This is a genomic window from Streptomyces sp. NPDC002209 (assembly GCF_042890265.1).
Classification (GTDB): Bacteria; Actinomycetota; Actinomycetes; order Streptomycetales; family Streptomycetaceae; genus Streptomyces.
In genome coordinates this window covers 100,765-113,717 of record NZ_JBIARX010000020.1, presented here as the reverse complement: position 1 = coordinate 113,717, position 12,953 = coordinate 100,765, and the positions used below count along the sequence as shown (strand labels likewise).

General features: G+C 71.7%; 11 protein-coding genes. 7 read left to right on the top strand and 4 right to left on the bottom strand.

What is annotated here, in order from left to right; genetic code table 11:
• Positions 1-536: 536 nt before the first annotated feature.
• Positions 537-836 carry a YciI family protein gene (locus tag ACFYXK_RS29055; protein ID WP_389413795.1) on the bottom strand — a complete coding sequence of 100 codons (300 nt, stop codon included), beginning with the start codon at positions 834-836 and terminating at the stop codon, positions 537-539.
• A 26-nt stretch (positions 837-862) separates the two neighbouring features.
• Here ACFYXK_RS29055 and ACFYXK_RS29050 point away from each other — a divergent pair, with 26 nt between their 5' ends.
• Positions 863-1,540 carry an endonuclease V gene (locus tag ACFYXK_RS29050; RefSeq protein WP_383510443.1) on the top strand — a complete coding sequence of 226 codons (678 nt, stop codon included), beginning with the start codon at positions 863-865 and terminating at the stop codon, positions 1,538-1,540.
• 10 nt (positions 1,541-1,550) lie between these two features.
• Here ACFYXK_RS29050 and ACFYXK_RS29045 read toward each other — a convergent pair whose 3' ends face one another.
• Together ACFYXK_RS29045 and ACFYXK_RS29040 are read right to left on the bottom strand one after the other, a co-directional pair.
• A complete protein-coding gene (locus ACFYXK_RS29045; protein ID WP_389413794.1) occupies positions 1,551-2,774 on the bottom strand; it encodes a saccharopine dehydrogenase family protein in 1,224 nt (407 codons plus the stop codon).
• A gap of 125 nt (positions 2,775-2,899) precedes the next feature.
• Positions 2,900-4,549, bottom strand: coding sequence for a PKD domain-containing protein (locus ACFYXK_RS29040; RefSeq protein WP_389413793.1), 1,650 nt, complete (start codon positions 4,547-4,549; stop codon positions 2,900-2,902).
• Positions 4,550-4,986: 437 nt separating this feature from the next.
• On the opposite strand from ACFYXK_RS29040, the gene ACFYXK_RS29035 reads away from it, so the two are divergent.
• From ACFYXK_RS29035 to ACFYXK_RS29010, 6 genes are all read left to right on the top strand, one after another.
• Positions 4,987-5,379: an MmcQ/YjbR family DNA-binding protein gene (locus ACFYXK_RS29035; protein ID WP_389413792.1), complete on the top strand. Its 393-nt coding sequence runs from the start codon at positions 4,987-4,989 to the stop codon at positions 5,377-5,379.
• A 112-nt stretch (positions 5,380-5,491) separates the two neighbouring features.
• Entirely contained in the window at positions 5,492-6,640 is a 1,149-nt protein-coding gene (locus ACFYXK_RS29030) for a CaiB/BaiF CoA transferase family protein (protein WP_389413791.1), read from the top strand.
• On the top strand, positions 6,640-7,665 hold the full coding sequence (locus ACFYXK_RS29025; protein WP_389413790.1) for an LLM class F420-dependent oxidoreductase: 1,026 nt from the start codon (positions 6,640-6,642) through the stop codon (positions 7,663-7,665). Before ACFYXK_RS29030 ends, ACFYXK_RS29025 begins: the two co-directional genes overlap by 1 nt.
• A gap of 9 nt (positions 7,666-7,674) precedes the next feature.
• Positions 7,675-8,817: an acyl-CoA dehydrogenase family protein gene (locus ACFYXK_RS29020; protein WP_389413789.1), complete on the top strand. Its 1,143-nt coding sequence runs from the start codon at positions 7,675-7,677 to the stop codon at positions 8,815-8,817.
• A 50-nt stretch (positions 8,818-8,867) separates the two neighbouring features.
• Entirely contained in the window at positions 8,868-10,082 is a 1,215-nt protein-coding gene (locus ACFYXK_RS29015) for an acetyl-CoA C-acetyltransferase (RefSeq protein WP_389413788.1), read from the top strand.
• Positions 10,083-10,134: 52 nt separating this feature from the next.
• The gene (locus ACFYXK_RS29010; RefSeq protein ID WP_389413787.1) at positions 10,135-12,306 is read left to right on the top strand and encodes a 3-hydroxyacyl-CoA dehydrogenase NAD-binding domain-containing protein; all 2,172 of its coding nucleotides are present in this window, start codon (positions 10,135-10,137) and stop codon (positions 12,304-12,306) included.
• 55 nt (positions 12,307-12,361) lie between these two features.
• Here the strand turns inward: ACFYXK_RS29010 and ACFYXK_RS29005 are convergent, their stop codons facing one another.
• Entirely contained in the window at positions 12,362-12,889 is a 528-nt protein-coding gene (locus tag ACFYXK_RS29005) for a nuclear transport factor 2 family protein (RefSeq protein ID WP_389413786.1), read from the bottom strand.
• Positions 12,890-12,953 lie beyond the last annotated feature (64 nt).

The window sequence follows — 12,953 nt, the reverse complement described above, 5'->3', positions numbered from 1 at the left end:
GGGTCCGGAAAGGGCTTCCTCTGGGCCCTCGATGGGACCGTGCCCTCCCCCTGCCCTGTCACCGGCCTGGCTCGGTGGTCCTGGTGGGCTGGGTGCGGATGGGCAGGGGCTGCCGGTCGGGATCTCTGATGGGCCCTCATCGGAACATGAACCCCCTGACCGTTCCTTCGGGGGCTTCCCGGCAGTCTGTTGTCTTTCCGGGGCGGGTCGGTCGGTCAAGGGTGGAGCGCAGCGACATCGCGTAGCGACGCGACCGCAGGGAGCGCCCTTGAGGGACCGGCACGACACGGAAGGACAGTGGACTGGCGGGACGCCCCCGGACACACTCCGACGCCGAGTCGACAGACCCCGCCCCTCCCTGGCCCCCAGACCCACCCTCCCGACCCCGAGTGCACGGACCCCGCCCCCGGCATCCCGCTCGACCCTCCCGACCCCGAGTGCACGAACCCCGCCCCCGGCCCCCCGCTCGCCTCCCGCTCGCCCCTCCCGGCCCCGAGCGCAAAGACCCCGTCCGGCGCCCCCGGCCAACCCCCCAACTAGCCCACCGGATTCTCCCGCACCGCCGCCAGGTCACCGGACGTCTTCGTCGCGATGAACTCCGTGATGCTGTACGTGCAGACGCCGGCCAGCGTGAAGGGGTCCTCCGCGGCGATCCTTTCGATCTCCGCGCGGGAGACCCCCGCCGCCAGGATGATGCCCCCGTCGCGCGGGACCTTGCGGCCCGAGGCGAGGAAGACGCCCGATGCGTAGTAGCCGTCCAGCCAGGCGATGTGCGCGTCCATCTCCTCTTCGACGGCTTCGACGGGCGCGGTGTAGGTGAGCTCCATGACGAACATGATCGTCAGGCTACTCTCGCACCATCATGACGAGCGTAAAGACCCCCGCCGACGAGGCCGAGGCCCGGGCGATACAAGACGAACTCCGCCGACACGTCGTGCTCGACGAGCCCGGCCCGCCGCCCGGGCGGGGGCTCGTCGCGGGCGTGGACGTCGCCTACGACGACGAGCGCGACCTGGTCGCCGCCGCGGCCGTCGTCCTCGACGCCGCCACCCTCGAGGTCGTCGAGGAGGCGACCGCCGTCGGGCACGTCAGCTTCCCGTACGTGCCCGGGCTCCTCGCCTTCCGGGAGCTGCCGACCGTGCTGGCCGCGCTGGACGCGCTGACCGCCGCCCCCGATCTCGTCGTCTGCGACGGCTACGGGCTGGCCCACCCCCGCGGCTTCGGCCTCGCCTGCCACCTCGGGGTGGTCACGGGCCTGCCGAGCATGGGCGTCGCGAAGAACCCGTTCACCTTCACCTACGAGGAGCCCGGCGCCCGGCGCGGCGACGCCGCGCCGCTGCTCGCGGCCGACGGCGCCGTCGTCGGGCGGGCGCTGCGTACGCAGGACGGGATCAAGCCGGTGTACGTCTCCGTCGGCCACCGGGTCTCGCTCGACAACGCCTGCGCCCACGCCCTCGCACTGAGTCCCCGCTTCCGGATCCCCGAGTCCACCCGGCACGCCGACTCCCTCTGCCGACGGGCCCTGCGCGAGGCCTCCTGACCACCGCCCGCTACTGCTGCGCGGCCACCCGGAAGCGGATGCCGGCCTTCTGGAGCCGGTCCAGCAGGGCGTCGCCCATCGCCACCGCCGTGGTGAGCTGGCCGGCCCGCTCCGGCAGGGCGTCGTACGCGAGGCACAGGGCCGACTCCGCCAGCATCTTGGCGGTCTCGCCGTAGCCCGGGTCGCCGCCCGACACCTCGGTGAACACGCGGCGGCCGCCGCCCTCGCCCACGAAGCGGACCGTGAACCAGCTGCGCGCCCGGCGCTCCGCGTCCGGGCCGCGGCCCGGCTCCCAGCGGCTCATCAGCCACCGCCGTGCCGCCGGGAGCTGCGCCAGGGCCGCCGCCGCGCCGATCGCCGCCGTACCGCCCACGGCGACCGGGAGGTGCTTCACCGAGGCGTACTGCCGGTAGCGGAAGTCCGGCCCGTACCGCTCCAGCGCGGCCGCCGAGCGGGTCACGATCCGGGGGTCCAGGGTCGGCAGCGGCAGCGCCCACGCCCCGGTCTCCCGGCTGAACCGCGGGGCTCCCAGGGGTCCGCGTACGCGCCGTTCCAGCAACCGGGGCTCGTGCAGTCGGCGCTCGCGCGCCGCGGCCAGGGTCTGCGGCCCGCGGCCCATGATGGTGAGGGCCGAGGCCAGGGTCCCGCCGGAGAAGACCGCATGGGACCGCATGAACCCGTCCACCCGCAGCGGCACGCCCTGAGGCAGCTGTCCCACCGTGAAGTACGCCCCGAGGTCGGCCGGGATCGAGTCGAAGCCGCAGGCGTGCACCAGCCGCGCGCCGGTCTCCCGGGCCCTGGCGTCGTGCTCGACGTAGGTCCGGTCCACGAACTCCGGCTCGCCGGTGAGGTCCACGTAGTCCGTGCCCGCCGCGGCGCAGGCGGCGACCAGCTCCGCCCCGTACAGGACGTACGGTCCGACGGTCGTGGCCAGGACCCGCGTGGAGGCGGCCAGTTCCCGTACGGCCCGTGCGTCCCCGGAGTCCGCGCGGAGCAGCGGCAGCGACGCGCACCCGGGGTCGAGCGCGGTCAGCCGCTCGCGCAGCCGCTCCAGTTTGCCGAGGTCGCGGCCCGCGAGGGCCCACCGGCAGTCGGCTGGGGCGTGTGCGGCGAGGTACTCGGCGGTCAGGGCCCCGACGAACCCGGTCGCGCCGAAGAGCACCACGTCATAGGCCCGGTCACGATCGCTCTCACGCCCTGCGGCCCCGTCGGTCTGGCGAACCTCTTCGTTCATCACGGCTCCTCCCGGCTGCTGTCGGTGGCTGAGGCTAGCGCGTGGCCACGCTACGACGAACAGCGCCCCGGGGGCGGCCTGGACGGCCGTTCCCGGGGCGCTGTTTCCGGCCTTCGAGCGGCGGGTCAGTTGTCCTGGTACATGCCGAAGACGTCGACGATGAGGTCGATGTTGCCGTCGCTCTGGTTCCAGAAGTCGATGACTCCGGTGCCGCCGGTGCTCGCCTGGACCAGGTTCGGGACCGTCTTGCCGGTCGTCCAGTTCAGGGTGGAGGAGGTGGGCGGCGACGGCGGGCCCGCCGCGTTGTTCTCGTACTCGTCCAGCGTGTTGGGGTCCGGGGAGACGGCGAGGAAGCCGCTGTCCCTGGTGTTGGTCACGGTGGTGTTCAGCACGAAGCCCGTGACGCCGGAACCGGGTGCGCCCAGTCCGGCGTAGACGTAGTCGCGTCCGGCCACGGGGCCGTAGACCTGGTCCGCGGGGTTGCGGGTGTCGATGAACCGCTCCGGCGTGAACGGGAGGTAGGCACCCTTGCTCTGCGGGCTGTAGTAGCCGACGACGTCGACGATGACGTCGGCCGGGTTCCAGCCGCCGTTGCGTACGCTGATCTTGCCGTCGGGGCCCACCGGGACGATCACCGAGTTGGCGATGGTCTGGCCCGTGGTGAAGTTCACGTTGGACGCGGTCGGGGCCTGCTGGCCGCCCGGGTAGACGGTCAGGTGGCCGTCGCTCTTCGGGTTGGTGACCGTCACGTTGAGCGCCACGGCGGTGACCCCGGAGGCCGGGACCTGGCCGAGGCCGGTGATCTGGGTGCTGAAGGAGCCGTAGCCGGCGAGCTGGCCCTTGGCGGTGCCCGCGCCGGTGCGGGTGTCGACGAAGCGCTGCGGCGCCAGCGGGGTGTAGCCACTGGAGGACGTCTGGGTGAAGTAGCCGGTGACGTCGGCGATGAGGTCGACCGACTCCCAGCCGCCGTTGTACAGGTTGACGTAGCCGTTCTCGCCGACCGGCACGATGACCAGGTTCGGGACCGTCTGGCCGGGGACGAAGTTGACGTTCGACGTGGTCGGCTTCTCGTCGCCGTCGGCGAAGGCGGTGACGTGGCCGCCGCTGGTGGTGCCGGTGACGGTGACGTTGAGGACCACTGCGGTCACACCCGCGGGGATGCCGCCGTTGCCGCCGACCTTCAGGTGCGCGGAGGTGTAGGGGGCGACCTTGGCCTTCGCGGCGCCGGTTCCGTTGCGGGTGTCCAGCAGACGGGTCGGGCCGTACGGGGTGTAGTCCGAGCCCGCGGTCGTGACGGCCAGCTCGTTGGTGACGGAGGTGTTGGCGGCCTTGTCCGTCACGGTGACCTTGACGGTGTAGGTGCCGAGCTCCGCGTAGGTGTGCTCCGAGTACACGCTCTCGGTGCCGCCTGCCGAGGCGGTGGTCGTGGCCCCGTCGCCCCAGCTGATGCTGATGTCGAGCGGGGTGGTCGCGCTGGTGACGTCGCTGGTCAGCTCGACCGTGTGCGCGGACAGGGCGCCTGCCGTCAGGCCGACCGCGAGGGTCGGGTTGGCGACGGCGGTCTGCGCCTCTGCGGCAGCGGCGGCCGTCTGCCTGTTCTTGGCGGTCGGTGCGGTCGGTGCGGTCGGTGCGGTCTGCGCGGTCGGCGCGCTGTGCCGGACCGACCGGTCGGCAGGGCTGGTGAACTTGGGTGCGTTCTTCACGCCGGCCTGGGCCAGGTCGGGCGTGGTGACGCCGCGGGCACCGCCGGTGGCCGGGTCGGCCGCGTGGGCCATGCCCGGTATGAGAGAAATGCCGGCCGCGAAGACGGCGGCAGATGCTGCGAGTCGGCGGTAGGACACCGAGCCCCCTATGATCCGTGAGCCCTTGGCCAGGGCTGAAAGCTCGCTCAGATTACATAGCTCATGAGCTTCCGGTTAAGGTCCCCCTCGCTGACTCCGCTCGTCTGCCGGGAGCGCCCCGAAAGCAGCCTGGAAACCACCTTCGGTCTGCTGTGATCAGCGGTTTCATGTTCTCGTATCAGTTATCCGTGCAGGCCCCGAAAAGAGCGAGGGTGGGCTTGATGTCGCCATCGATGCGGTTCCGGTAGTGGATGGCGACGGCGTGAAAGGCCGCGGCGGTCCGGTTGCCCGGACGGTGTCGGGGGTCGGCGCTAGCGTGAGGGGCGACTGTCCGTGCGGGCAGGTGTGACCTGTGCTGAGTGGAGGCGTCCATGAAGGCTGCGGTGCGCAAATGGGAGGCGGTGCGGGAGTTCGCCCGAGGGCTGCCGGAGGCCGTGGAGGAGTTCCCATGGGGTCCGGAGGACTGCGTGGTGAAGGTCAACAAGAAGATCTTCGTCTTCCTGGGCAATGCCGACGGCTCGCAGCCGCCCGGGCTCTCCGTGAAGCTCAAGGACGAGGCGCTGCACGGCCACGCCATGACCGCGCCCGGGGCGGAGCCGACCGGGTACGGGCTGGGGAAGGCCGGCTGGGTCTCCCTGCCGCTGGGGGAGAAGGGGGCGCCGTCCCTCGAGGTGCTGTGCGAATGGGTGGAGGAGAGCTACCGGACGGTCGCCCTCAAACGGCACCTGAAGGAGCTCGACGGGCGAAACGAGTCAACCGGCTAAGCGCTTGCTCTTGTGCTGAGTGGAACACGTTCCTAGCATCGCTGGTGTTACATCAGTTGTGTCACACAGTGGCGGCGGTGGCGGCAGTGGCGCCAGGGATGCTGGGGGCTCGATGGCAGTGACAGGGAACGTGCCCGGCAGCGGCCCGCTCGCGGGCGTGCGCGTCGTCGAACTGGCGGGCATCGGCCCGGGCCCGTTCGCCGCCATGCTCCTCGCCGATCTCGGGGCGGACGTCGTACGGGTGGACCGTCCCGGCGGCGGCGGGCTCGCGGTCGATCCCGCGTACGACATCACCAACCGCGGCAAGCGGTCCGTCCTGGTCGACCTGAAGTCCGCCGACGGCCCCGCCCGCGTGCTGGACCTGGTCGAGCGGGCCGACGTGCTCATCGAGGGCTTCCGCCCCGGGGTCGCCGAGCGGCTCGGCGTCGGCCCGGCCGAGTGCCACGCCCGCAATCCGCGGCTCGTCTACGGCCGGATGACCGGCTGGGGCCAGGACGGCCCGCTCGCGCACACCGCCGGGCACGACATCGCGTACATCGCCGTCACCGGCGCCCTCGGCATGATCGGGAATCCGGGCGAGCCCCCGGCCGTCCCCGCCAACCTCGTCGGGGACTACGCGGGCGGTTCCCTCTACCTGGTCATCGGGGTCCTCGCGGCCCTGCAGCACGCCCGCACCCCGGGCGGCACCGGCCAGGTCGTGGACGCGGCCATCGTCGACGGCACCGCCCACCTCACCGCCATGATCCACGGGATGATGGCGGCCGGCGGCTGGCAGGACCGGCGCGGGGCCAACCTCCTCGACGGCGGCTGTCCCTTCTACGGCACGTACGAGACCTCCGACGGCGGATACATGGCGGTCGGCGCGCTGGAGCAGCAGTTCTACGACACCTTCGTCGAACTGCTCGGCATCGAGGACGGGGCCCCGGCCCGCAAGGACACCGCCCGCTGGGGCGAGCTCCGCGAGACCGTCGCCGCCCGCTTCAAGTCCCGTACGCGCCGGGAATGGACGGCGGTGTTCGAGGGCTCCGACGCCTGCGTGGCGCCCGTACTTTCCCTGCGCGAGGCGCCGCAGCACCCGCACCTCGCCGCCCGCGCCACCTTCACCGACTTCGGCGGGATCACCCAGCCCGCCCCCGCGCCCCGGTTCTCGGCCACGCCGGTCGCGGTGGCCTCGGGCCCGGCGCAGCCGGGGGCCGACACCGAATCCGTGGCCCGCGACTGGGACGTGCCGGGCCTGAGCGCGAAGGGCGAGGGCGCCTGATGGAACTCTCCATGATGCTCGACTACTCCGGGGACCCGCGCCGGGCCGCCGACGAGGCGGCGGCGCTGGAGGCGGCCGGGCTGGACGCCGTATGGGTCGCCGAGGCCTGGGGCTTCGACTCCCCGACGATCATGGGCTATCTGGCCGCCCGCACCGAGCGGATGAAGATCGGCTCGGCCATCCTCAACGTCTACTCCCGCACCCCGGCCCTCGTCGCCCAGACGGCGGCCGGGCTCGACGCCATGTCGGGCGGGCGGGCGCTGCTGGGCCTCGGCGCCTCCGGCCCGCAGGTCGTCGAGGGCTGGCACGGGAAGCCGTACGACAAGCCGCTCGGCCGGACCCGCGAGACCGTCGAGCTGTGCCGGCGGATCTGGCGCCGCGAGACGATCGACCACCACGGCATCACCGACATGCCGCTGCCGCCCGAGAAGGGCGGCCGGCACGGCAAGCCGCTGAAGATCCTCACCCGGCCGGTCCGCGACGCGATCCCCGTGTACATCGCCTCGCTCGGTCCCGCGAACGTACGGATGACCGCCGAGATCGCCGACGGCTGGCTGCCCACCCTGTTCATCCCGGAGAAGGCCCACGCGGTGTGGGGCAGCGCCCTCGCCGAGGGCGCTGCCCTGCGCGCCCCGGAGCTCGGCCCGCTGCAGACCGTGGCGGGCGGGCTGCTCGCGATCGGCGAGGACGCGGCCGCCGTACGGGACCTGGCGCGCCCCCAGATCGCGCTGTACGTCGGCGGGATGGGCGCGGTCGGCAAGAACTTCTACAACGACCTCGCCGTCGCCTACGGCTACGAGGAGGAGGCCCGCACGATCCAGGAGCTCTACCTCTCCGGCCGCAAGCGCGATGCGGCGGCCGCCGTCCCGGACGAGTTCTGCGAGCTCATGACGTTGTGCGGGCCGCAGAGTTACGTACGCGAGCGGGTCGAGGCCTTCCGGGAGGCGGGCGTCACCATGCTCAACGTCACACCCGTCGGGGCCGAGCCGGCCCGGCTGATCGAAACCGTCAAGAGCTGGCTCTAGGGGGCCCCGATGCAACGCCGCATCTTCGACGCCGACCACGAGGCGTTCCGCGAAACGGTCCGCACCTTCCTCGCCAAGGAGGTGCTGCCGCACTACGAGCAGTGGGAGAAGGACGGGATCGTCAGCCGCGAGGCCTGGCGGGCCGCCGGCCGGCAGGGCCTGCTGGGCCTGGCCGTGCCGGAGGAGTACGGGGGCGGCGGGAACACCGACTTCCGCTACGCGGCCGTGATCGCCGAGGAGTTCACCCGGGCCGGGGCGGCCGGGCTCGCGATCGGCCTGCACAACGACATCATCGGCCCGTACCTGACCTCGCTCGCCACCGAGGAGCAGAAGCGGCGCTGGCTGCCCGGCTTCTGCTCCGGCGAGACGATCACGGCGATCGCGATGACCGAGCCGGGCGCGGGCTCCGACCTCCAGGGGATCCGGACCAGCGCCGAGGACCGGGGCGACCACTGGGTGCTCAACGGCTCCAAGACGTTCATCTCCAACGGCATCCTGGCCGACCTGGTGGTCGTGGTCGCCAAGACCACCCCGGAGGGCGGTGCGCACGGCCTGTCGCTGCTGGTGGTCGAGCGCGGCACGGAGGGCTTCGAGCGCGGCCGCAACCTCGACAAGATCGGCCAGAAGGCGCAGGACACCGCCGAGCTGTTCTTCCACGACGTACGCGTCCCCAAGGAGAACCTGCTCGGCGAGCTGAACGGCGCCTTCGTCCACCTGATGACCAACCTCGCGCAGGAGCGGATGGGCATCGCGATGGCCGGCATCGCCGCCGCCGAGCACCTGCTGGAGATCACCACCGCGTACGTGAAGGAGCGCGAGGCCTTCGGGCGGCCGCTCTCCAAGCTCCAGCACATCCGCTTCGAGATAGCGGAGATGGCCACCGAGTGCGCCGTCACCCGCACCTTCCTGGACCGCTGCATCGTCGACCACTCCAACGGCGAGCTGGACCACGTCCACGCCTCGATGGCCAAGTGGTGGGCGACCGAGCTCCAGAAGCGGGTCGCCGACCGGTGCCTGCAACTGCACGGCGGGTACGGCTACATGAGCGAATACCGGGTCGCGCGGGCCTTCACCGACGGCCGCATCCAGACCATCTACGGCGGCACGACCGAGATCATGAAAGAGATCATCGGCCGTTCGCTGCTCGGCTGACCTCCCCCATCGACGACCTCCCCCCGGGAATCCTCCGAAAGGCTTGACCAGTGAGCACCGAAGCTTACGTATACGACGCGATCCGCACGCCGCGCGGCCGCGGCAAGGCCAACGGCGCCCTGCACGGCACCAAGCCGATCGACCTGGTGGTCGGCCTCATCCACGCCCTGCGCGAGCGCAACCCCGGCCTGGACCCGGCCACCATCGACGACATCGTCCTCGGCGTCGTCGGCCCGGTCGGCGACCAGGGCTCCGACATCGCCCGGATCGCGGCCATCGCCGCGGGACTCCCGGACACGGTGGCCGGCGTACAGGAGAACCGCTTCTGTGCCTCCGGCCTGGAGGCCGTCAACATGGCCGCCGCCAAGGTCCGCTCCGGCTGGGAGGACCTGGTCCTGGCCGGCGGCGTGGAGTCCATGTCCCGCGTGCCGATGGCCTCCGACGGCGGAGCATGGTTCAACGACCCGATGACCAACTGGGACACCGGCTTCGTCCCGCAGGGCATCGGCGCCGACCTGATCGCCACCATCGAGGGCTTCTCCCGCCGCGACGTGGACGAGTACGCCGCCCTCTCCCAGGAGCGCGCGGCCACCGCCATCAAGGAGGGCCGCTTCGCGAAGTCGGTCGTCCCGGTCACCGACCGCAACGGCCTGGTCGTCCTGGACCAGGAGGAGTTCGTCCGCCCCGGCACCACGGCCGACACCCTCGCGAAGCTCAAGCCGTCCTTCGCGGACATCGGCGACCTCGGCGGCTTCGACGCCGTCGCCCTGCAGAAGTACCACTGGATCGAGAAGATCGACCACGTCCACCACGCGGGCAACTCCTCCGGCATCGTCGACGGCGCCTCGCTCGTCGCGATCGGCACCCGCGAGGCGGGCGAGCGCAACGGCCTGGCGCCCCGGGCCCGGATCGTCTCGGCGGCCGTCTCCGGCTCCGAGCCCACCATCATGCTCACCGGCCCCGCCCCGGCCACCCGCAAGGCCCTCGCCAAGGCGGGCCTGACCATCGACGACATCGACCTCATTGAGATGAACGAGGCCTTCGCCGGCGTCGTGCTCCGTTTCGTCAAGGACATGGGCGTCTCCCTCGACAAGGTCAACGTCAACGGCGGCGCCATCGCGCTCGGCCACCCGCTCGGCGCCACCGGCGCCATGCTGCTCGGCACCGTCATCGACGAACTGGAGCGCCAGGACAAGCGCTACGGGCTCGTCACCCTCTGCGTCGGCGGCGGCATGGGCGTCGCGACCGTCGTCGAGCGGCTCTGAACAACGTCCTGTAACCCCCAGACCTCCTCTCTGACACGGAAGTAGCGAGAAAATGAGCGAGTCCACCACGATCCGCTGGGAACAGGACGAGACCGGCGTCGTCACCCTGACCCTCGACGACCCGAACCAGTCCGCCAACACGATGAACCAGGCCTTCAAGGACTCCATCGCGGCGATCGCCGACCGCGCCGAGGCCGAGAAGGACTCCATCCGCGGCATCATCTACACCTCCGCCAAGAAGACCTTCTTCGCGGGCGGCGACCTCAAGGACATGATCGGGCTGCGCCCCGAGCACGCGCAGATCGCCTTCGACACCGGCACCGAGATCAAGCGCTCGCTGCGCCGCATCGAGACCCTCGGCAAGCCGGTGGTCGCCGCCATCAACGGCGCGGCCCTCGGCGGCGGTTACGAGATCTGCCTGGCCTCCCACCACCGCGTGGCCCTCGACGCCCCCGGCTCCAAGATCGGCCTGCCCGAGGTCACCCTCGGCCTGCTCCCGGCCGGCGGCGGCGTCACCCGTACCGTGCGCCTGATGGGCATCGCCGACGCGCTGCTCAAGGTCCTGCTCCAGGGCACCCAGTACAACCCGCAGCGCGCCCTGGACAACGGCCTCGTCCACGAACTGGCCGCCACGCCCGAGGAGATGCTGGCCAAGGCCCGCGCCTTCATCGACGCCAACCCCGAGTCCAAGCAGCCGTGGGACGTCCCCGGCTACAAGATCCCCGGCGGTACGCCGTCCAACCCGCGCTTCGCCGCCAACCTCCCGGCGTTCCCCGCGAACCTGAAGAAGCAGCTGAACGGGGCCCCGTACCCGGCGCCGCGCAACATCCTGGCCTGTGCCGTCGAGGGCGCCCAGGTGGACTTCGAGACCGCGCTGACCATCGAGGCCCGCTACTTCACCGAGCTGGTCACCGGACAGACCGCCAAGAACATGATCCAGGCGTTCTTCTTCGACCTCCAGGCCGTCAACGCCGGCCGCAGCCGCCCGCAGGGCGTCGCGCCCCGCAAGGTCACCAAGGTCGCCGTCCTCGGCGCCGGCATGATGGGCGCGGGCATCGCCTACTCCTGCGCCCGCGCGGGCATCGAGGTGGTGCTGAAGGACGTCACCGCCGAGGCCGCCGCGAAGGGCAAGGCGTACTCCGAGAAGCTGCTCGACAAGGCGCTCTCCCGCGGCCGTACGACCGAGGCCCAGCGCGCCGAGCTCCTCGCCCGGATCACCCCGACCGCCGAGGCCGCCGACCTGGCCGGCTGCGACGCCGTCATCGAGGCCGTCTTCGAGGACACCTCCCTCAAGCACAAGGTGTTCCAGGAGATCCAGGACGTCATCGCCCCCGACGCGCTGCTCTGCTCCAACACCTCCACGCTGCCCATCACGGGCCTCGCGGAAGGGGTTTCGCGCCCCGAGGACTTCATCGGACTGCACTTCTTCTCGCCCGTCGACAAGATGCCGCTGGTGGAGATCATCAAGGGCGAGCGCACCGGCGACGAGGCCATCGCCCGCGCCTTCGACCTCGTACGGCAGATCAACAAGACCCCGATCGTGGTCAACGACTCGCGCGGCTTCTTCACCTCGCGCGTCATCGGGCAGTTCATCAACGAGGGCGTGGCGATGGTCGGCGAGGGCGTGGAGCCCGCCTCCGTCGAGCAGGCCGCGGCCCAGGCCGGCTACCCGGCCAAGGTGCTCTCCCTGATGGACGAGCTGACCCTGACCCTGCCCCGCAAGATCCGCAACGAGACCCGCAAGGCCGTCGAGGCCGAGGGCCGCGCCTGGACAGCCCACCCCGCGGACACGGTCATCGACCGCATGGTCGACGAGTTCGGCCGCCCCGGCCGCAGCGGCGGCGCCGGCTTCTACGAGTACGACGAGAGCGGCAAGCGCGCCGGCATCTGGCCGGGCCTGCGCGAGCACTTCGCCAAGCCGGACGCGGACATCCCCTTCGAGGACATGAAGGAGCGGATGCTCTTCTCCGAGGCCCTGGACACCGTCCGCTGCCTCGACGAGGGCGTGCTCACCTCGATCGCCGACGCCAACATCGGCTCCATCATGGGGATCGGCTTCCCGGCCTGGACCGGCGGCGTGATCCAGTACATCAACGGCTACGAGGGCGGCCTGCCGGGCTTCGTCGCCCGCTCCCGCGAGCTGGCCGACCAGTACGGCGAGCGCTTCACCCCGCCGGCCTCCCTGGTGGCCAAGGCCGAGCGCGGCGAGACGTACTCCGACTGAGCCCGCCCCCCGGGCCCGCCCGCGAGCGGGCCCGGGGCGTGTGCTCCGGCTGCCGTCAGGCGGCCGGCGGGGTCCAGTCGGCGGGCAGTCCGGACTGGCGCAGGACCGCGGCCAGGCTGTAGTGGTCCCGGTCGGAGGCGATCCGGCAGTGGTTCGCGTCGAGGTCGAGCACGGTGGTCATCGGCACGGCGAACGGCTCGGGTGCGCCCTTGAGGTGGCCGGAGTAGACGGCCCGGACGGTGATGCGGTCGCCGTCGCGGTGGGCGGCGCGGACGGTGACGTGGACGTGGTCGATGAGGCTGTCGGCGCGGGCCTTCCACCCCGCGATCTGCGTTCGGCCACGGAAGGTGACGGCCACGGCTTCATCGGTGTACGTGCCGTCGGAGGTGAACAGGGCGCCGAGCGCCTGGGGTTCGGTGCCGTTCCAGGCACGGGCCCAGGCGGTGACGATCCCCGGCGTGCGCCGGGCATCGTCCTGCGCGGCGTGGGCGGTGGGGGCGGTGGCGCAGAGGGCCGCGGCGGCGGTCAGTACCGTCATCGTGCCGAGTGCGCGGGACGTCGTGGTCGTACGTGCAGGGTTCATGGCAAACAGACTTGCGTCGGGCGCTGTCCACTTTCCAGGCCCTGCAGGGCCGGTGACCGTCCAA